Annotated in this window: 17 protein-coding genes and 1 pseudogene; 9 read left to right on the forward strand and 9 right to left on the reverse strand. The window is 42.6% G+C overall.

The window, feature by feature from the left end; all coding sequences use genetic code 11:
* Window positions 1-130: 130 nt before the first annotated feature.
* Window positions 131-409: pseudogene (locus tag G3352_RS03080) on the forward strand (MarR family winged helix-turn-helix transcriptional regulator); the annotation flags it as partial.
* Window positions 410-910: 501 nt separating this feature from the next.
* Here the strand turns inward: G3352_RS03080 and G3352_RS03085 are convergent.
* On the reverse strand, window positions 911-1186 hold the full coding sequence (locus G3352_RS03085; protein ID WP_163753687.1) for a hypothetical protein: 276 nt from the start codon (window positions 1184-1186) through the stop codon (window positions 911-913).
* 404 nt (window positions 1187-1590) lie between these two features.
* Here G3352_RS03085 and G3352_RS03090 point away from each other — a divergent pair, with 404 nt between their 5' ends.
* From G3352_RS03090 to G3352_RS03100, 3 genes are all read left to right on the forward strand, one after another.
* A complete protein-coding gene (locus G3352_RS03090) occupies window positions 1591-4050 on the forward strand; it encodes a GH39 family glycosyl hydrolase (RefSeq protein WP_163753689.1) in 2460 nt (819 codons plus the stop codon).
* A gap of 210 nt (window positions 4051-4260) precedes the next feature.
* On the forward strand, window positions 4261-5493 hold the full coding sequence (locus tag G3352_RS03095) for a PTS sugar transporter subunit IIC (protein WP_163753691.1): 1233 nt from the start codon (window positions 4261-4263) through the stop codon (window positions 5491-5493).
* A gap of 19 nt (window positions 5494-5512) precedes the next feature.
* On the forward strand, window positions 5513-7780 hold the full coding sequence (locus G3352_RS03100) for a beta-glucosidase family protein (RefSeq protein WP_163753693.1): 2268 nt from the start codon (window positions 5513-5515) through the stop codon (window positions 7778-7780).
* Window positions 7781-7839: 59 nt separating this feature from the next.
* On the opposite strand, the gene G3352_RS03105 is transcribed toward G3352_RS03100, so the two are convergent.
* The 5 genes from G3352_RS03105 to G3352_RS03125 all read right to left on the reverse strand — a co-directional run bounded on the left by G3352_RS03105 (window position 7840) and on the right by G3352_RS03125 (window position 11449).
* Window positions 7840-8436 (reverse strand): class I SAM-dependent methyltransferase, encoded by a 597-nt coding sequence (locus tag G3352_RS03105; RefSeq protein WP_163753695.1) that lies wholly within the window; start codon window positions 8434-8436, stop codon window positions 7840-7842.
* A 34-nt stretch (window positions 8437-8470) separates the two neighbouring features.
* The gene (locus G3352_RS03110) at window positions 8471-9328 is read right to left on the reverse strand and encodes a sensor histidine kinase (protein WP_481856269.1); all 858 of its coding nucleotides are present in this window, start codon (window positions 9326-9328) and stop codon (window positions 8471-8473) included.
* 235 nt (window positions 9329-9563) lie between these two features.
* Entirely contained in the window at window positions 9564-10244 is a 681-nt protein-coding gene (locus G3352_RS03115) for a response regulator (RefSeq protein ID WP_163753700.1), read from the reverse strand.
* A gap of 89 nt (window positions 10245-10333) precedes the next feature.
* Window positions 10334-10900, reverse strand: coding sequence for a class I SAM-dependent methyltransferase (locus G3352_RS03120; protein WP_163753702.1), 567 nt, complete (start codon window positions 10898-10900; stop codon window positions 10334-10336).
* Between the two features lie 45 nt (window positions 10901-10945).
* Window positions 10946-11449 carry a DedA family protein gene (locus G3352_RS03125; RefSeq protein WP_163753704.1) on the reverse strand — a complete coding sequence of 168 codons (504 nt, stop codon included), beginning with the start codon at window positions 11447-11449 and terminating at the stop codon, window positions 10946-10948.
* A gap of 317 nt (window positions 11450-11766) precedes the next feature.
* On the opposite strand from G3352_RS03125, the gene G3352_RS03130 reads away from it, so the two are divergent.
* Window positions 11767-12240: an HIT family protein gene (locus G3352_RS03130; RefSeq protein WP_163753706.1), complete on the forward strand. Its 474-nt coding sequence runs from the start codon at window positions 11767-11769 to the stop codon at window positions 12238-12240.
* 240 nt (window positions 12241-12480) lie between these two features.
* Here the strand turns inward: G3352_RS03130 and G3352_RS03135 are convergent, their stop codons facing one another.
* Window positions 12481-13779: a hypothetical protein gene (locus tag G3352_RS03135; protein WP_163753708.1), complete on the reverse strand. Its 1299-nt coding sequence runs from the start codon at window positions 13777-13779 to the stop codon at window positions 12481-12483.
* A 368-nt stretch (window positions 13780-14147) separates the two neighbouring features.
* Between G3352_RS03135 and G3352_RS03140 the strand changes: the two genes are divergently transcribed.
* A complete protein-coding gene (locus tag G3352_RS03140; RefSeq protein WP_163753710.1) occupies window positions 14148-14483 on the forward strand; it encodes a hypothetical protein in 336 nt (111 codons plus the stop codon).
* Between the two features lie 367 nt (window positions 14484-14850).
* Window positions 14851-16350 carry an alpha/beta hydrolase family protein gene (locus G3352_RS03145; RefSeq protein ID WP_163753712.1) on the forward strand — a complete coding sequence of 500 codons (1500 nt, stop codon included), beginning with the start codon at window positions 14851-14853 and terminating at the stop codon, window positions 16348-16350.
* 260 nt (window positions 16351-16610) lie between these two features.
* Here the strand turns inward: G3352_RS03145 and G3352_RS03150 are convergent, their stop codons facing one another.
* Together G3352_RS03150 and G3352_RS03155 are read right to left on the reverse strand one after the other, a co-directional pair.
* Window positions 16611-18374, reverse strand: coding sequence for a methyl-accepting chemotaxis protein (locus tag G3352_RS03150; RefSeq protein WP_163753714.1), 1764 nt, complete (start codon window positions 18372-18374; stop codon window positions 16611-16613).
* Window positions 18375-18604: 230 nt separating this feature from the next.
* Complete coding sequence (locus tag G3352_RS03155) at window positions 18605-19972, reverse strand: MFS transporter (protein WP_163753716.1); 1368 nt, start codon at window positions 19970-19972, stop codon at window positions 18605-18607.
* Between the two features lie 317 nt (window positions 19973-20289).
* On the opposite strand from G3352_RS03155, the gene G3352_RS03160 reads away from it, so the two are divergent.
* Complete coding sequence (locus G3352_RS03160) at window positions 20290-20601, forward strand: hypothetical protein (RefSeq protein ID WP_163753718.1); 312 nt, start codon at window positions 20290-20292, stop codon at window positions 20599-20601.
* A 332-nt stretch (window positions 20602-20933) separates the two neighbouring features.
* Window positions 20934-21575, forward strand: a complete 642-nt coding sequence (locus G3352_RS03165; RefSeq protein WP_163753720.1) for a hypothetical protein — start codon at window positions 20934-20936, stop codon at window positions 21573-21575.
* Window positions 21576-21672 lie beyond the last annotated feature (97 nt).

Genomic DNA, 21672 nt, shown 5'->3' on the forward strand with positions numbered 1-21672 from the left:
GATTGGCAAAATGTTGTCCTACATTCATCGTATTAACCAAAAAGAATTGGCTAGGATATTAAAACCATTTGATATCGGCGGGGGCGGGCACCACAATTATCTTAAGGCGATCTTGTAGAATCCCGGCCTCAACCAGGACCAGCTCACAAATGAAGTGAAGTTCGATAAAGCGACTACGACCCGTTGCGTCAAGCAGCTAGAGGATGCTGGATACATTTACCGTTCGGTGGACTCTCGCGATCGTCGTTCTTACCTGCTTTATCCAACGCAAAAGGCGAAAGATTTCGAACCTATATTGAAACGAATTTTGGATGAGTTCAGCCTTCAGATGACGAATTGTTTGTCCGAAAGCGATAAACAGCAGTTTGCCGATCTGCTGAAAAAAATTTACGACAGCAAACAGGGTTAGAGGGTCAAGGTCATAGCAACTGACGCGGATATTACCGGAAAGGAATGGACCATAACCAGAACGGGGTACCAGAAAATTGCCCGAGTGATTGCAATCATGATCCCGGATATGTCACTCGCAGCCGTGATTTGCCTGATAACCAGTAAACCAAGAACGGCTGAGACAATAAAACATTGAATCGATCAAGGTTCCTGCTGGTACACTTATAATCGTAGCTATCGAAATGCGTCCTGTGGATATAGCTACTGCCCGCCCCATTTTGTGTTTAAACACCAAACGAGCGCCTGTTGCAATAGAGATAGCCTAAAATCCGCCCGCACTAAATCCTAAAAGACTTTGCTTGAGTTGAGCTTCTGGCGATAAGGTATTATGCATGATGCAAAGTATTCTTCGAATTCAACAAAACTATGTATCTTCATTATCGTACTCAACATGAATTCAAACACAACACCACGAATAAGTGTCTCAGTATTTTGATTACTCCGCCTCTTTTAATTTGCTTTACATAGCAGCAGTTGATTCAGCTACATTGTTTTTCTTTGTAAGCGGCTTTTTCCTCATTGTTCGATCATATAAATAAGGTTTTCCGTGATATTCCCATGCATTCTTTTGCTTCTCCTTTTTATGTATATCAACTTTTATCTCCAAATTAGCAACATGACTCTGGAATTCAGAAGCAATTCGTTTACACCATTTTAATCCACTTTCTTCAGAGGCACTAAAATGAACGCGTAAAAGAAATCCGTTAACCGTTAATTCAAACTTAAATAAATTCATATTATGTAATCCTTTCTAAGTGGGAATATAATCTAGAACAAAACACTATAACTACATAATAACAGGAACATACGTTCTGTAAAAGTGGTATTTATATTAGCACTTAATTATTGAAAATAGGAGCATCACTATTTTTCATACTTATAGACACTTTGGAGGTCGATGGGTTGGGTTGATGGTCAGACGAAAAGTGGACTAGATTGTATGAGGGAATAGCGGGTTTTACTTTTGAAAATCAACATTATTTATCATGCCTTTATATTGATTCTATAGCACAGATGCTTACGATTAGGTGTAGTCTTTTGTTTTATTGTAAACGCTATGTCTATAATAATTTAATACGAGGGGAGGAGAAGTCGATTCGTTATCTATACGAGTTTATACAGCATCAGGACGACCTACCCATGAAGCTCTTTGTAAACAGCGTGAAACATGTTGATTTTCATTGGCATAAGGAAGTTGAAATTGTGTATGTCCTTCAAGGCTCAATCATCATGTATTTGGATCAAAAGCAATATACGCTTCATGAAGATGATGTAATCGTGGTAAATAGTATGTCTGTCCATAAGATTGAACGGACCAATCAAGACAATGTACTTCTGACATTGCAGTTCGGTCCAGAATTGTTGAACACTAATGCGTTTATCTCCTGCAATTCTGCTCTAAATAATGATGGGGATAAATTACGTTTAACTAGCATCAAACAAAACCTCGCTCAAATGGTATGGGAGATCAACAAAAAAACGAAGGGTTATCGAAGCTACACATTAGGCAGACTGCAGACGTTATGTGGATGCCTTTTGCGATATTTTTCCGATGGGACGAATCTGGATGTAGAAGAGAGCAGCAAGGAGTACGATTATAAAAGACTGAACAGGGTCCTTGCGTACATTGACAGCCACTTCAGTGAGAAGATTACGCTACAAGACATGGCTGCTTCCGAGCATTTGAGCTTGCATTATTTCTCCCATTTTTTTACGGATAAGATCGGAATCCCCTTCCAAAAATACTTGACGCTCATTCGCTTGGAGAAAGCCCAGGCTCAACTGGCAGGGAGTGAGAAAAAAATTTCGGAAATGGCGCTGGATTGTGGTTTCGCCAATGTAAAGCTGTTCAATAAATACTTCAAAGAAAAGTACGGTTGCACGCCTGGCTCCTACCGCGAAGCTTCGCTCGCGCCAGAATTCCCTAATCCGAACCAGAACCGAAAGCCCAAAACGTACGAGGAATCTTCAAGCGGAGATTATTATGAGATGGACACGTTAAACGCGATGGGATCGTTGTATCGGTATCTGGACGAGAAAACGGAAACGCAGCAGGTGCTGCTTCCACCAACGAAATCCCTGATGGAAGAGCAACACCTGATCGAGATACGGAAAGACCACACGACAGTAGTTTATGAGAAACACTGGAATATGACCATGACTGCAGGCAGAGCTGCAGAAGGTTTGCGCGAAGATTGGCGGATGCAGCTGATCGAATTGAGGGCACGAATTCCGTTTCGTTACATCCGGTTTCATGGCATATTCAATGATGAGATGATGGTGTACAGCGAGAATGAGGATGGAACACCAGTCTACAATTGGTCTTACGTGGACAAGCTCTATGATTTCCTATTGGATCAGGGGATCCGGCCATTTGTGGAGTTAAGTTTCATGCCGAGCCTACTTGCGAGGTCTAATGAAACGATATTTCAGTGGAAAGGGAATATCAGTCCACCGTCCGATCCCGCCCGGTGGGAAGCACTTGTAAGTGAATTCATTCGCCATTGTTTGAATCGATATGGAGCGCAAGAAGTGAAGAAATGGTATTTCGAAGTGTGGAACGAGCCTGACCTGGCAGGAGTCTGTTGGGCAGGGAGCAAGGAAGAATACTTTGCTTTTTATGAATCCACCGTTTGTGCCATCAAATCGGTGTTGATCGAACTGAAAACGGGAGGCCCTGCCATGGGTTATGGCTCCCTCTGGAACGATACTTGGACTGAAGAGTTTTTGGCATATTGCCAAAAGCGTGAAGTGCCCTTAGACTTCTTTTCGTTCCATATTTATTCAGAGTATCCAAAACTTAAAATAGATAAAGATCGTCTGACGAAGATTATGCCGCCTTCTTTTTATAAGGAAAGCATTGAACGTTTACGGAAAAAAATGAATGCGTCATCGTATGGCAATGTTGAGCTTCATGTGACGGAGTGGAATTTTTCACTGTATGACCGAAACTTGCTGCACGATACGATGTTTATGGCTCCTTTTGTTATCTACCACACCATGAATACGCTTGGCGACGTAAAGGCGATGGCTTTCTGGTCCTTTACTGACGTATTCGAAGAAAGCATTGTTCCTGCTTCTCCGTTCTACGGAGGATTTGGTCTAATCAATCGTGACGGGCTGAAAAAGCCGGCTTATTATGCGTTTGAGCTAATGCAGAAGCTGGGGGACGAGCTGCTTGTAAAGGGAAACGGTTATGTCGGAACTCGAAAAAGTGACGGAAGCATGCAGTTTCTGTTCTTTCACTACGTACATGTAGATCAGCTGTTTGCGAGTGGAGATTGGTCGGAATTATCTGATTCATCGCGTTATGACGTGTTTGAGGAAAAAGGAATCAAGGCATTCGAACTTTCGCTACATATGCTCTCAGGAACGTATAAATGCACCAGTTATCGACTGGATCGGGAGCACGGATCAGTATTTGACGAGTGGATCCGTATGGGTTCACCAGATTCTTTAACAGCAGAAGAGATCTCCTATTTAAACGGCAGAAGCGGTCCGGTAATCCGCTCAGAAATCGTGCAGGGTGAACATTGGCGCAGAGAAATTTTGCTCCCGCCGCATGGTATAACGCTGCTTACCCTCGATCGGCAGTACTAAATAATTGTGCAATCTTCAACTGAAGGCATCCTTTCCGAAAGGAAGGGGTGTTTTTTGTTGTTTAATTCCAGCAGAAGCAGACAAGATAGAACTAAAGGCATGAAGAGGACAAAAAACGAACCAAGATGCGGCAAGTTACAACAAGAAAGCGTTAACATAAAAATTTATACTATGGTTATGGCAGCTAAGAGGAAAGTAGGGGGAGTTTGGATGAAGCGTTTTATGAAATGGATGACAGAATCGTTTGCGCCCAGATTGGAGGCGTTTACGAACAATATTTGGGTTTCGTCGATTCAAGAAGCGATCATGGTCGCTATCCCGATGATTTTTATCGGTTCGATCATTACATTAATTTCGATTTTGCAGGATTTCATTCCGGGAATGCCGGACCTGACACCCATAACGACATTCAGTTTTGGTTTGTTGGGTCTGTTTATTGCTTTTTTGACGCCGTATGTAGTCATGGAAAAAAAGGATCGCCACAAAATTAAGCTGCTTGCGGGGATGTCTGGGGTCTCCCTATTCGTTATGCTTCTTAATCCGAGCGTGAATGATGATGGGACCATTCAGTTCATCCTTGAACGATTTGGTCCTTCCGGTATGATTACGGCGCTTTTGGTGGGGGTATTTGTTGCGCTTGTCATGAATGTATGCAATAAATTCTCGTTTTTCAAAAAAGGATCATCTCTTCCCGAGTTCATCATGGATTGGTTCGACTTTCTCGTCCCGATTGCTTTGGTGTTAACTTCTGGATGGTTGCTCGTATACCAGCTTCATTTCGATATCTTTGTACTGATCGTAAGCGTGTTTGAACCCATCAATGCCATGGGGCAAAGCCTGACTGGGTTTGTATTGTTTAACTTCATCGGGGTTGTTCTGTATTCCTTCGGCGTAAGTCCATGGGTCATGACACCGATCTGGTACGCCATATGGATACCTGCAATCGAAGAGAATGCCGCTCTTGTCGCAGCAGGACAAGATCCAGTCAATATCAACACCTTCGAAACCTTCTTCTCCGGCTGGCTTGGTATTGGGGGAATGGGTGCGACCTTGCCACTCGTCGTCTGGTTCCTGCTGGCAAGATCGAAAAAATTAAAGTCTGTCGGCAAGGCGACCATTATCCCGTCCTTGTTCAATATTAACGAGCCAGTCGTGTACGGAGCACCGATTGCTTTCAATCCGCTTCTCATGGTACCGATGTGGATCAACGGACTGATCACGCCGATTATTGTGTATTTGGCGTTAGATATGGGTTTTGCAAGAATTCCGAGCCAAATCTTTCAATTGTGGTATACGCCAATCGGACTGTCTACCTACATTATGTCTGGCGTCAACGGACTCATTTTGCTGGCGATAATCCTGCTGATTGTATTCGTTGTCTGGTTCCCGTTTTTCAAACTATATGATGCTCAAGAACTGAAAAAGGAACAGGAACAAAACTGATTAAAAAGGATGGATTGACATGAACAAATCGATTAATGAATTGCTTACGGAAATGACTCTTAGCGAAAAAGCCTCAATCTGCGCGGGATTAAATATGTGGATGACCAAAGGAATTGAGCGGTTAAATATCCCGCCCGTTCATATGTATGACGGAACTAACGGGATCCGTAAAACGAACAGTGACGAAGAAATGGGCATCACGACAGAGAACGTTCCCGCGACCTGTTACCCTACGGGTTCTGCGATAGGCTCCTCTTGGAATACGGATTTGTTGTATGAGGTTGGAGTCGCGCTAGGTCGTGAATCGAAGGCCATGGATGTCGAGTTACTGCTCGGACCGGGAGTCAACATGAAAAGAACACCGCTTGGCGGAAGAAATTTTGAGTACTATTCGGAAGATCCATGTTTGACGGGTGAACTTGGTGCATCATTCATCAACGGTATCCAAAGCGAGGGGGTGGGAGCTTCACTCAAACACTTTGCTGGTAACAATCAGGAGTTTGAGAAAATGGTAACCAGTTCGGAAATAGACGAGCGGACACTTCGCGAAATTTACCTTAGTGCTTTTGAACGTATCATCAAAAAATCTGATCCATGGACGGTTATGTGTTCCTATAACTTGTTGAATGGAACGTATACAAGCGAGAACGAACATCTGCTGAATGACATTTTGAGAGAAGAATGGGGTTACGAAGGTGTTGTCCTGTCCGACTGGACTGCCGTTAATGACCGGATTCGCGGCCTGAAGGCTGGACTTGATCTTGAAATGCCGGGTCCTGCTCATTACAATACGAAAGCGATCGTGGAAGCCATTCAGAACGGGACTCTTTCCGAAGAACAGCTGAATCGGAGTGTTGCCCGAATTTTGAAGCTGGTCGAGCGCGTAACGAGCAACCAAGCCACAGACTCTTACGGAGATCAAAACTATCATGCCCTTGCACGTAAAGCGGCAACCGAAAGTATTGTCCTTCTGAAAAACGAAAACGCGATTCTTCCGCTGCAGCCGGATGCGATCTCGTCGATTGCCGTGATTGGACGGTTTGCCAAGAAACCCAGAATTCAGGGGGCAGGCAGTGCAAAGGTAACCCCTACTAGAGTCGACATTCCTTGGGATGAAATAAAGGAGCTGGCCGGAGCCTCGGTAACATTGGGTTACGCTCAAGGTTACCCGGAGGATGACTCCATTCAGGAAGACTTGATTAAAGAAAGTGTATCTTTGGCCAAGAACTCCGATGTGGCAGTCCTGTTCGTTGGCCAACCGGAATATGCCGAATCGGAGATGCGCGATCTGAAGAGCATCGATCTTCCGGAGCATCAAGTGAAGTTGATTCAGGCGGTTGCAGCGGTTCAGCCTAAGTGCATCGTGGTAACAAGCAGTGGCTCTGCTCTTGTCATGCGTCCGTGGGTTCAGCTTGTGCCTGGTGTTGTTCATTCTTGGTTGTCGGGCCAAGGGATGGGTAGAGCGATCGCAGAAGTATTGTTTGGACAGGAGAACCCGTCAGGCAAATTATCCGAGACCTTCCCTGTGAAGTTGTCGGATAACCCGTCCCATATGCGGATTCGGGGAGAAAACGGCAAACTGTATTATCGCGAAGGTTTATTTGTAGGCTACCGTTATTATGACCGTAAAGAACTTGCACCGCAATTCCCGTTCGGTCATGGTTTGTCCTACACTTCGTTTTCATATATGGACCTCGAAGTAGCTCAAGTGGATAAAGGTGTTACGGTGTCCTTTCAACTGAATAACACGGGCAAGCGAAAAGGGAAGGAAGTTGTTCAATTGTACGTGCACGATGAGGAATGCAATTGGACCCGTCCAGAGAAGGAATTAAAAGCTTTTGCCAAAATCGAGCTTGAGCCAGGCGAAAAACGCAGAATCGTCTTTGAGCTTGAAGAGAGAGACTTCTCATACTACAACACCAAGTATAACCGTTGGGTTGCAGAGAGTGGATTTTTCCAAATCGCACTGGGTAGCTCATCCAGAGACATTCGGATCACCGAACGTTTGCATTGCAACTTCGGAAAGGAAGAAGTCACGTTCCACAAGTTCAGCCTGCTCAGCGAATGGTTGAGCGATTCTGCGGCAAAAAAAGTGTTAGAAGAGTGCCTGGATGAAATGAACAAGCACGTCACGGACAAGGTGTATCTAAACGAAGAATTCGTTGGATTCTGGGAGGACTTCCCTGTAGTGAAATTGTTCCAGATGTTTGGGCAAAATTGGATGATTGATCGGTCGCCTGACGAGGTGATTCAAGAACTTATTGCTCGTGTTGAGAAGGCACGGTAATGTTAATTTCTTTAAAAACCATCTTTTTATAGATGGTTTTTTTACAACGCTTCGTATGGTTAGTATACTGATTCCCTCGTTTCACTGTGTCCTTCATCTTTCTTTTTACGACAAGTATACACAAAAATAGGAGGGAAGCTGAGGGGCACAAATTTAATATTCTCAATATCGAATAAGTCAGCCAATCGTTTCTTCATATGAAGTGAGTACTGGTATAACACTAAAATCCCTCCAGGTCGGAGCGCTGTATGCATCTGTGAGAGGATGTTTTGTTTCATTTCTCTGGAAAAATTAAAAAAGGGTAGTCCGCAAATGATACTATCCAACTGATGCACATGTTCTTGATTGATCCTTTTCAAAAGATAGGATGCATTCGAATGGAACATGAATTCAGGATATGTTTTCTTCAGATTACTCCTCATTTTGGGGTCTCTTTCAAATAAAAACACGGTTGCAGATTTCGGCAATTCTGCTTTCATAAGACGTGTGATAGCACCTGTTCCCGGCCCCAGCTCTGCAATGGTTTTAACTTCATCCCATCGTACAGACTGGACGATTTTATGGGCTAGAAATTTGGAACTGGGCAGGAGACTGCCTACTCGTTTGGGGTTCCTCAGAAATCCTTGCAGGAAAAGAAGTGGTTCGGATGTTTTCATCGCGGTATCCTCCATAGTTGAATTCATTGATGTATCACTTGATGTTGGAAGGCAAGTTTAACTCGAATGTAAATACGTTATGCGTATGTTGAAGCGTTAAGGTACCCTGATGTAACTCCGCAATATTTCTTGCAATCGAAAGACCCAAACCAGACCCCGTTTGAATACCTTCGCTGCTTCTTGAATAATCAACTTTATAAAAGCGATCAAACAGCTTATCTTTTTGCTCTATTGTGAGTGGTTCACCTTTATTTTCGACTTTAATGGTAATGTGCTCATGACGTATACTCATTCGAATGTGAATCGCACCAGGTTTCACAGAATACTTCAGGGCGTTCATAAGAAGATTATCGATGGCCCGAGCAATCTTATCACTATCCACGCAGGCCATAACTGGGGCATCGCCAATCTCTTTCTCGATATGAATACCATTCTCTTGAGCTAAAGGTTCAAATTCAAACAACAACTGGTCCAATAGCTGATATAGGTCAACCTTTTTCAAATCCAATTGGGTATCCACTGAGGTTAGACGTGTGTATTCAAATAAGTCATCGAGCAGCTTCTTTAAATGCGTTGCTTTGTTATGGGTGTTCTGGATGAAGCGGTTATACTCTGCTTTGTCTTGAAATGATTCTGTTCTTAGAAGCTCAATATAGCCGATTATGCTGGTAAGCGGTGTGCGCAGGTCATGTGAAATGCCTGTGATCATGTCCATTTTGGATTTCTCCAGCTCACGCTCCTTAACCATCTGCAGCTGCAACTGTTCAGTCATGTGATTAATGTTGGAAGCGACTCTCCCAAGTTCATCTTGTCGACTAACGGGCACTCGGTAGTCCAGATTTCCTTCTGAAATGAATTGCAATCCTTGCTCCAATGTAATGAGATCTCGCACAATTTTTCGTGTGGAAAACAAAAAAATTAACGTGAAAATTACGATGAAGATTGGTGTTAGAACATAAGGAAAGATGTAGAAAAGCGAGGGCCATTCAAATCTTTCACTAATTTTTGCGGCACCTATGATCAACATATTATTTACACCTACAGAGCCAACAAACGAAATCAATAAACTGATCAACATTCGATATAGGATGTTAAACTGTATCTTTTTTTTAAAATGTGGTAATCGTCTAATCAAGTTTATAACCCACTCCCCATACCGTTTTAATATACTGAGGTTCTCGTGGATTCACTTCCAGTTTCTCTCGCAGATTGCGAATATGGACCATAACCGTATTATCCGAATACCCGTAAGGTTCTTTCCATACGGTTTCGTAAATCTTTTCGGAGCTGAATACTTGTCCGGGATGGCTGGCAAGCAACACCAGAATGGAAAACTCCAGTGGAGTTAGTGGAATGTCATTCTCCTTTAACTTCACTGAATGTTTACTTTTATCGATGACAAGGTCCTTGATCAGGATAAGTGAATTGAATTCTGCTTTGCCAATCAGTGTTTGACGTCGTAGCTGAGCCTTAACGCGAGCTAGTAATTCTAACGGGTTAAACGGTTTGACCATGTAATCGTCAGCACCGGTAGTCAGGCCTGTAATTTTATCAATGTCCTCTTCTTTGGCGGATAGCATAATAATGGGAGAGGTTGATACTTCTCTTATTTTGAAGCAGGCTTTGATTCCGTCCATAATGGGCATCATGACATCCAGTATAACGAGCTGGACCGATGTAGTTTTAATAATATTTAGTGCTTCTTCACCATTAGCTGCTTCAATGACCTGATATCCTTCGTTACGTAAATAGACATGAATGACATCACGGATGTCGGGTTCATCATCAACAACGAGAATGGTACTCACAATCCAACACTCCTTTTATGACTGTTATAAATAAAATTTTACATCCTTATAAAGAGGATAATATCAGTGTAAACCATAGCCTGAGTTGTTTAAATTGTTTCCTTTTTGCGACAGACATAAACGAAGGCAGGAGGGACATTCAAGGGCACTAATTCTATCTTTTCGATGATAAACTTTTCGGATAGTGTTTTTTTCATTTGAAGTGAATATTGAAAGGCGATAAATAACCCCTCTGGTTTGAGCGCCTTATGGATCTGGTCTACCAACGTATTCCTTAATTCAGACTCAAAGTTGAAGAAAGGCAACCCGCTAAATACACAGTCCAGTTTCTCAACGCCCTCTTGCTTCATGGATTCCACTAATCGGGAGGCATCTGGATAACAGGGGAATGAAGGGTATTCAGTCTTCAGATTATTCCTCATCGTCTCGTTCATTTCAAACAATAACACTTGGGTCGAATCTTGTGCCTGTTGATGAATATAACGAGTGATGGCACCTGTGCCCGATCCGAGTTCGGCGACAGCTTTTACGTCTAGCCAAGGCGCTTGGTTCACCATTTTGATAGCGAGAAACCGGGAACTGGGTATGATGCTGCCAACATGTTTTGGGCTTTGAAGAAAGCTTTTCAGAAATAAAATAGGTTCATTGGAATTCATGTTTGTGGTTCCTCCGTATATGTGATGGTATGTTATCAAAATCGATTAGAATTGTAATAAATGAAGCATTGATAGAATGGGAGCGCCGAAGTAGATTCCCGCTGTAAAATACGTTATGGTCCAAAGCAAAGCACTGGAATATGAAACGAGAGCAAATTTTTGATACTGAACGCCGCTCAGTCCAATGACCAGAGGGAGAACATATCGCACGATTGGAATGAATAAACCGATGCACATCGCCCAATTGCCACTCTTATTCAGAATCAGTTCAGCCTTAACGAAGTGTTTATTATATTGAAATCTCTGTTTTATCTTGGGTCCAAATAACTTCCCTGCAAAATAAGCAAAGGTAATGGCGGTTATTAGTCCTGTTAAAATGCAGAAGTATGTGATACATGAGTTGATAACACCCGTGTGACTCAAAATAGCACCGCTGATAATCGTGATCTCATTTGGAATTGGAATCCCGAAAGGGCCTAACGAAAAGGCAAAATAAAAAATCAGATATCCATACTGATGTAGTAGCTCTAAGATCGTATTACTGATCATTGTTTTGCCTCCTCTCTTGTCGATATAGAAATCATAATGAAAAAAACTTAGGAATTAATAAGCATAATTCTGAAGAAAATCTAAAGAATACATAAGCAAAGCGAAACTACGGTACGTTCAAGACAAAAAAGCCTTGCCAACTTACTGGCAAGACTTGATAAGGTGGATATATTCCGGAGCGGTGATCAAGAGAGCCGGGCATGACGGAATAAAAACGAGTCTAGATTGATTATCAATGTTGAGGATAACGCAACGAACAGAAGTTGCCTGCGTATAATGGCTGGTTGGAAAAATATGAAAGGAGTGGAATGAGAAAGATGACAACATCAATTTCACATAAGCCCGAAGGATACGAATGTCCATTTTGTTGTGTTTGGGGTATCGAGCGACCTAATCAGGGAACAAAAGAAAGGGATATCATCTATCAGAATGAAAAGGTAACGGCATTTATAGCGAGCAAATGGTGGCCAAACAATAAAGGACATGTTCTTGTCGTTCCTAATCAACATTTCGAGAACATCTTTGACCTTCCAGCGGATTACGCTGGTGAAATTCACCGCGCTGCTCAGCTTACAGCATTTGCAATGAAAAGTACATATGGTTGTGAAGGGATTTCTACGCGGCAACATAATGAGCCCGCTGGTAATCAAGACGTGTGGCATTATCATCTCCATGTTTACCCTAGATATATGAATGATCAACTTTATCTGTCAAAGGGTTCTCCATCCGATCCAGATGAACGCGCTTTCTATGCTGATAAGTTGCGTTCTTGGATAAAGGAAAACATTTAAGATCTGGCAGGCGAATGATAACTCTAGTAGGAAATGAATCTGAAATTACGTGGGCCCTACAAGAGAAAAATAAGGTTCTTTCAGTAAGCTAACAGGAAACGATATCTCAATAAAATTAATGAGCAGTCTGCAGTTCTGCAGGCTGCTCATTTGATAAATAAGAAACGACGTATGACTTCCCTCATGAGAAGGGGCTAGGCATACATCGTTAAAATGGGGGAATACTCCAGCCTGCATATGCTACTCTAGAACGTATTTGGCAATGGTTTCACTCATGTGGATATAGAATGTATTTGCATCGTGAAAACGAACATCGGCTTGGTGAAAAAGTGCGTCATCGATTACAAAAGAGTTTTTTATTTTTAGTGTATTAGAGTCCAGAATATAGTAGGCGGCTTTCTTAGGCTCCGGTTTAGATGAATCATACCAAGCTTGTGTTTTGTCGACGGCTCCGAAGACAATGCTCTGATCATTTAGTCGTTGTAACAGTCCTTGTGCAGGTAAATCAGTAAACGTCTTGGTCGCAATCAATTGATTGTTAGTATTGTACAGACTAAGCTTATTTTTCTCTTGAATCAGAAAGTTATTTCCTAAGGATACGTAAAAAGAATCGTACATATTATGCGCATACGTTGTACCGAAAACGGCATTCTGTGCTGGCTTAGGCAATGATCTGATCCATTTTTGTTCCCCGTTAGGCTTGTAGCCGTGCAAGGTTTCCACTTCCATCTTTGCATCGTAAATGGGAACAATCACAGTTCCGCCACTTAGAACTTCAAAGTCAGCATGCACAATATTGACGTGATCCTGCGGTTGGACAGCGGAAATAATCTTCTTTCCTGTAGGAATGGAGTAAATATCAATTGTCGTCGTGTTTCTCGGAGCATCAGAATTTAACAATCCGACGTAGTTCCCCTGAATATGTCGTACGTGGCCAGGAAACTCCCTTTTGATAAGCGTCTTGCCTTCCTTTGTATAAAGAGTAATCACACTGGTGTCTTTTGTGAAAGTAACCACGGCTATGCGCCCATCTTCTAGGACATTGAATTGAAAGTGCTCTTTGAATGTTTTGACCCAGCGTGGCTTGTTATTTGAATCCAGAGAGATCAACTGGTATACCTTCTTGTTACCGGAATTTACCTCATCGAAGTAGTAGACGTTACCGCTCTGATCTATTTCAAACGAATTGTAGGGCATAGGCGATTTATGAATCCACTTCTGTTTTCCAGTTTTGTCGTCTATCGCTAATAAGGAGTGTACGGATTTAGTTTTGCCGGTAGAGCGATCTGACTGATACAAGAATGTATATGCAGTTTGAGAGTTAGTCTGTTCTGACACGATAGGGTAGACGATATTTCCTGTGAAATAATAGTTCTTACTATGTATTTGGGTTGTCGTATCGGTAGGTACGTCATAGGTCCACTCTGGCTTTGGAAGTTGCTTGTAATCAGAAGCGAGAGTGGGGATAGGGGCTAAGGAAATAGTAAGGAACGCTGTTAGAGTAGTGATTAAAAGTGTAAGTTTGGTGATTCTTTTCATGATATGAGGTCCTCCTAGTCACGATGTAATGGCTGATATTCTTCTGAAAATTGGATGATCTTGTCTGGTTTATAGCTTGTCGCCACATCAATGGGAGATGTACCTCTTAAATCAGTGACATGGATATTTGCTCCGCGATCTATTAAGTACCTCTAAATATCTACTGGTTCTTTGCATGGAACCACCTGTTTGAAATAGTTCCATAATACAGCTAAAATCTTAAGCGAAAACTATTAACACTACAATGTTTATTTACATTCCTCCTTACTTTTGGTAAAATCAACCTTTCAATTATAACATATAATGTACATGCTTCCCCAATCCGGAACAAAAAGTGGTGATGATTAAAAAGAGGAGGGCAATGTAAAATGGAATTCAAATTTGGGGACGTTTCTATTCTTCTCCCCCCTTTATACATTACAATTATCGGAATCATTATTTTTTTCTTTTTAGTAAGGTGGAGCAAGCAATTAGAAACAAGACGTTTTACAGTTTTCTTTTACTTTTTGATCAGTACTTCCATTATTCCAATTTTTTCTCGCTATACAACAGAAGGTGTCTTTCAGCTGTGGATTCCCTTAGGATTTATAGTGATCTTTCTGTACTTGTTTCGCAGAGAAAGATATCATCCATCTAAAATGAAAGCGAGTATTTTAGGACTTTCCGTAGCAATATACCAGTTAATTCTTCAATATGTCGGATAGATTTGATATTTCTCCTCCACTATTAAGGCTCGTAAAAGCGATTATGTAGCAATAATTCATACATTTTAATGGGATGGATTGTTTGTTGGATAATTTCCGAATTGTGTATAAGTACACTGAAGAGAAAAAGGCATGCACTATCCTGTGTATGCTTGTCGCAGGACAAGAGCATTATTACATTCAAAGCCGCTAATTATAGCGGCTTTTTTGATTTAAGAAACTAAGTTCCTATCCAAAGATGAGCACAGTTACAAGGTAGAATTACAAATTTGTAAGGTAGATGTAAGTTGAATCGATGGCTTAGGTCAACCTACCAGGATAATATTGGAACAAACAAAAACAGAAATTTTCTAAAAGGAGAATCGAGATGAGGCTGTTTGAACTGTTGCTTTTATTGTCAAACATCGGCTTGTTTGCATTAACATTCTTATTAAAAAAAAGACGGCGTACGGTATTCATTGCAAGCGGGATCACCACACTTTTACTGATCATTCATTGGACCGTGGAAGGATACAGAGTTCAGCTATTTTTCCCATATTGCATAACAATCATTTTTTTAGCCACTTCAGGTTATAGCTATTTTAGAAAAAACGGCCCCAAAAAAATCCCACGATTCTTGTTGGGTTCAGCTTATACCGCTATAGCAATAATGCTGGTCGTAACAGCGGGTCTTATGTATGCTTTTCCAGTAGTATTTAATCTACCTGAACCGACAGGCGAATTTAAGGTAGGGACGCAAACTTTTCATCTCGTGGATACAAATAGGGAAGAGAATTTCGACAAAGCCAGAGATGGTAAGAGAGAGTTGATGGTTCAGGTATGGTATCCGGTTAAAGTTAGCGCCGACAAGTACGCTCCCTTTATTCCCGATACTCCAATTTTACGTTATATGGCCGCGAACTATGGCCTTCCTGAGTTTACTCTTCAGCACTTGAAGTACGTTTCCAGTCATTCTTATTCAGGGGCCGAAGTCTCTTCTGCTCAGACTTCATATCCGCTGATCCTTGCGAATCCCGGCTTTGGCTCGTCCAGGTTCCTCCATACGTCGCAAGCTGAGAATCTCGCGAGCCACGGATATATCGTGGCAGTGATTGATCATACCTACAATACATTTGCAACCGAGTTTCCGGATGGTCGAATCACGACCAGCACAACCAACGACTTATTCTCTTCCGATGATGATTACCGAACGGGAAGAGAAACTCGCGACAAGTTGGGAAAAGTGTTAACCAGCGATGTGGCGTTTACGCTGGACCAATTCGAGCTCATCCAATCGGGACAGATTTCAAGTCCTTTAAAAGGGAGGATTGATCTCGGTCATGTCGGGGTGTTCGGTCATTCTATCGGCGGAGCGACGGCCTACGACGCTTCTTTCGATCCACGAATCACGGTCGGAATAGACTTGGATGGAGGGCTCTATCGACTGCGTGACAGAGAGGATCTGAGAAAGCCGTTTTTGTTCATCAACTCTGAAAGCTATTTCGAAGAATTAAACAGGGTGATCAATAATCGGGTCTACACAGATGCAGAGCTTAACCGTATGGGATCAACAAGAGAGTGGATGGATCAAGTAACGGAAGATAAAAAGTTGGAGCTTGAACGGATGCGCGAAACGGTCGACGAAGGAGGACAAATCCTCTATATCGAAAATACAGAGCATTTGAATTTTACCGACGTACAGTTCATTTCTCCGGTTTTCAAATTGCTGGGCATTACAGGAAAGATTGCGCCAGAAAGAGCGAACTCCGTTATCAATGCTTATATGCTGGATTTCTTCGATATGTATCTGAAAAATCAAGGTGGGGACTTAATAAAAGGACCGGATAGCCGCTTTCCGGAGGTGAAGTTCGCAACCTCACTATTATAAATTACGGAACAGGCTACCGATTGTGAAATGCATTTACGTACAACTAGCTCTTCTTCTAAGACCAAAAGTTTTGCGATACCTATCCCATAACGCGACTATTTGGCTTTTGAAGAGACCTTCTTAATAAAACTGCAATCATTCCTGAGCCACCAGAATTTTTGGGATTGATCATAACCATATGAGTGTTTGAGGATGCCTCAAGGTAATTAGATAAAGCAAAACCCCGCCGTCTGAGTCAGCAGGAGCGGGGAGCTTCATTATTATGAATCTGATTTACGGAGTTCGATCTGAAATTGATCAGAATATGATTTGAGGTTCCCTGCAAGGCTGGCGAGCTGCCCGGAGATGTTCGACAATTCGTTCGCCGACCGCTGCTGCTCCTCAGCACTTGCCGTGACTTCTTCGGCCATGGCTGAAGTTTCCTCGGTTGCGGAAGCAATATAGCTCAAGTGCTGCTCCACTTCCTGACGAATAGAGTGCATATCCACCGTACGGCTTTCCAAACGTTGAGCCAGCTCATGCACTTCGTTCGATAAGCGGCTAACCTGTCTGAACGTCTGGAGGCAATCAGCGATCTGTTCTTCCTGTTCCTTGACCGCCACCATATTCGCATTAAAATGACTGCCCATACGATGTATCTCTTGAACAAATGAACTCAGGATCTCATCAATCTCCTGGATCGAACGTTCGGATTGCTGAGCGAGCTGTCCCATTTCACCAGCAACGACGGCAAAGCCTCTTCCCGCTTCGCCAGCGCGGGCTGCCTCGATTGAAGCATTCAGCGATAGAATTTGAGTTTGTTTTAAAATGTTGTGTATTTGTCCGCTAATGGAGGAAGCGAGTTCCGATTGAGTCGTCAGTGAACTGGAAATTTCCTGCTGATGCTCGACGCGCTTCGCATTCTCTCGGCTCTTTTCAAGCAGAACCTCATGTTCATGTGTAACTTGTATTTGCACGGCAGATAACTGCTCTGAAGTATGGGTAAACTGTTGCACATATGAACCTACTTCATCCATTATTTTGCCGAGACTCTCTGAGTGCTGGACGGATTGTTCTGTCTCTTCGGCCTGTTTCGTAGATCCTATGGCAATTTCTTCGATCGCTCTGGAAAGTTCTTCGGTCTGACGCAGGTTCGTTTGAGCCGTTTCCGCAATATTTTTCGAGGACTGCTGCAAGGTATTGGATCCTTGCTGTATTCCAATCAGAATGTTCGTCAATTGGGCAACCATGACATTTATCAAATCACTGATGTCACCGAGCTGATCGTTTGTCATATGTTTGGACACGACTTTGAGATTCCCATCAGCAACCTGTTCAAGGCTTGACTTAATATCGCGCACTTGTCCGAGAATGCCCTTTACTACGAATAGCATCATAACCAAAGAAAGAACGAGTACAACCACAAAAATCGGGATAATGGTCCGATAAGCATTATTCAAGGATGTCGCGGAGACTTGATTCACTGCTTCAGCAGAAATATCAATGCCCAGATAGCCAATAACAGTACCTTGCGAATCCTTGATTGGTGTAAAGGAGGACAATAGCTGTCCCCAGGTTGGATCATCTACAATGCCCGTTGTGACGACTTCACCGCTTAACAAGCGTTCCTGAATCTGGGGGTTAAATTCCATTGCAGTTCCGTACGGGCTGTATTCCTTATCGTCCCAATCCGCTCCATCGACGGTGTAGATCCACCCGTCTGAAGTTTTGTTATACATATAAACATATAAGGCTCCCGATTGAAGCCTAACTTTAACGAGTTCGTCTCTAAGACTTTTGTATTCGTTGCTCTCCTCCGAAGCAGTAGAGGATAATGTCTTGATTAATTCCGATTCCTGGCCTAGTTGAGAGGCAGTATTCACTGCCAGCTGCTGATTGTTATGCTGTATGGTCATTAATGATGCATTTTCACTAGAGTCGATGGTGGTCCACATGATTAGACCGCCCATGGCCAGTAGCGGAACCAGAATGATCAAATACAGTTTGAACCTTAAATCCATTTTTTTCTTGCGAGTCTGTCTCACGTTCTGTTCCCCCTTGGAAGTAGTAAAATAATATGGGTTATTCGTATAACCCCATACTATTTATCGTAAAATTGAAGAGGGAAATGAAGACTAATTCTAGATTTATATATACATATAGGATGATGGGCAGCACAATAAGCGTGAAGAAGCCTCCAGAACCATTATTGAAATGGATTTGGAGGCTTCACGTTCTAATTAATAAAGCTCCGGAAAATCCCTAGAGCAGTAAATCATTGACGATTGCGCTTGTACGACAGGGTGAACAGGAGGCCGCCAAACGTCATGAGCGCAATGAATATCAGCATCATATTGCTGTAAATCGCGCCTGCATGACTGGTTACGGTCGTGTTTATGGGGGAGTTTAGCCACGGCTTCGTCAGCAGTCCGCCGACACCGGCAATGCCAATACCTTCAGCAAGGAAACAGGCGAAGTTAAGCATGCCCATTCCGGAACCCGCTTCATCCGGCTCCAGTGTCTTAGCGACACTTGCCGAAATGACCGTTTTTACAAACGAAAGACCGCCAAAAGTCAGGATCATCGAACCTGTAATAAGCCAAGGCGCTCGGTCTGTGTAGAAGAGTACGATCAGAAAACCGGCGAAAATCATGCCAAGTCCGGACAACATAACGGCGATATGGCCCCGACGGTCAGCCAGTGTCCCACCGAGGATCCCGAACAAGATGACACTCAATGTGCCCGGGAACAGAATCGCGCTTCCGATGAGGCTGGTCGGCATATGATATACCGCTCTCATCAGATAAGGCACCATGGAAAAGAAACCGGCGATCGTGCCGAGCAGCAAGGCGCCGGTGAGCACACCGGTAATATATCTTTTCTTCCGAAATAGGAATGGTTCTAGGAACGGTGCCTGTTGCCGGCGGATGTGAAGAGCGAGAAGCCCGAACAGAAACAGACTTGCAGACAGGTAAAGCCAATGGTAAAGCGTCGTGAATAGCGCAAACAAGAGAATACCGACGGATAGCAGAATGGCCCCGGTAATATCGAATGATTTTTTTTCCGAAGTCTCGTCAGGCAGTGTCCGTAGTACAAAAGGAAGGGTTAGCAACGACAGCAACGGTAGTGCGAATAACAAGGACCAATGAATATAGTCGGAAATCGCACCTCCGATAACAGGGCCGATTCCCTCCCCAAATGCAACCACAGAGCCAATCAGGCCAAACGCCTTGCCCTGTTTTCCCGGTTCGACAATCTTGACGATGATTACCATAATAAGTGATGGAACTGCCGAAGCCCCAGCTCCCTGAAAAAAACGCGCGATCAGCACACCCGGATACCAGGTATGACATAGTAGGCCAGCAATCGAACCGAAACCGTAGATCAGCATACCCAATAATAGCAGCTTTTTCATGCCTGTATGTTCCGATATCTTGCCGTACACAGCGATGCCAATGGCAAAGGATAGGGAGAAGCAGGTATTGGTCCAATTGGCCGCAGATGGTGCAATATCAAAATAAGCGGCAATATCCGGCAATGATACGTTAAACATGGTTTCGTTCATAACGCTGAAAAACGTTAAAATGCTCAGCCAAAGGATGAATCGTGACGCATGAACTTCATTTTGATGTAACACTTGCATATAACCCCTTAAGATAAAGGGGAGTCGCAGTTTATAGGGTCAATTATGCGTCTTCCCCTAAATGTTGTACCCTTACAGAATTGTTTTGCCGCATGATATAACACGCCTCCAAATATGTGAAATAAAAACATTAAACCAATACGATTTTATCATACGATGTTAAAATACGTAAGCAATATTCATTGTTATGAATCGGCGATTTCTACGGAGGCGGTGGTCTGGCCGTCGAGGTGTTTCGGACAGTCGTTTACGATAATCATTTAGTTACATTAAGGTAGCAACGTTCACCAAAAAAATGATTGGGGTAGGTGGCAATCATGTTTCGTGAGTTTTCACATGAAGATAGGGTCATATTTGAATTGAAAGCCGAGGATTATAATTATGACCACATCATTCAGGCAATCGACTACATCTGTCCAGATGAATATAGTGAAGTAGAAATTACGAGTTACTATGAATGTTTAAATTTTACCAAAGACCAGATTGAAGTTAATTTTAGTTATGTATTTGGAAGTCCAGAGCTATATCAATTTGAATTGTTTCCATATGGCTCTCATTCAGTAGAAGATTTGAGTCAATTAAGAGTGTGGTTACAAGTAATGGAGCAATATTTGAAACAATTAAAGTGAATTAATCCAACGTATGATGTGGTATTTAACGAGAAAACTAGAATCTTTACTTCAGAAGCAACGCAACAAACGAGGCAACTTGGAAGCAATTAAATATTAGAGCGAGTAAAATTATGATGAAAACGAAAAATTAGATAGACGGTCTCGGGTGCAGAGACAGAGAGGTATTCTTACACTTTCTATTAGAGAAGTGTCGTTTTCACCATATCAGTTGAAATTATATTTTATTGGTGATATCAATATTTATTCCCTAAATTTATACAAGGAATAGTTATAATTCTGATATAATAGATACTTCATGATTTAGATGCTGAAGGGAATGATAGATGAGAATGAGTAGGTGGAATGTTGCGTTTTATTCCGTTGTATTTGTATTTGTGCTGGTGATGTTGTGGAATGAACAACCTGTTTTTCTTATAGTAGGAACGGTGATGGTCGCCACACTTATTGCGATTACGATTCACATTTTGTACCCAATGGCTTGGGAAACCCGGATGGACCGTGTGGAAGTTTTTTTACGTAAAAATCATCATACGCCCTATATTTATATTTATTATGTGACTGCCAACAGACTTGATGATGAAGTCGATATCACGATGGAGAAACTCATAAAACAGACGACGAAAAAATCGAGGCAAGCGATATATCAGGCTGCTTTCGGTGCTTATCGAAAGGACTTGACTGCCGTTCGGCAAGCGGTACTCCAGATGCGCAGATCAGATTTCCGTACATATTACGAGACGTTTTTGCTTTTGGAGGAAGAGAAGAGTGAGCAAGCAAGGGAGCACCTGAAATCGATTAGAAGACAATGGATGCGATCTGCGCTTCTTGCTGAAATAGAACGCCAAGCGGGTCCTCGCGAATTGGCTATCCAGCACGCTACGGAAGCGATGAATGCCTCCAAAGGTGTCGAGCGCTACACGCTGACTAAAGAATATGAAAGGTATTATGCAGTTGAGCAACAAGCACAATAAATGAACTGCAGTCGTGGAAGGCGTTGTAGTTATTAATGGAGTAATGGTGTAATTTATTTTAAGGTCGAGATAATGTCGATGGACAAGAAACGGTTCA

It is taken from the genome of Paenibacillus sp. ALJ109b, from assembly GCF_010747435.1.
GTDB classification, from domain to species: Bacteria; Bacillota; Bacilli; order Paenibacillales; family Paenibacillaceae; genus Paenibacillus; species Paenibacillus taichungensis.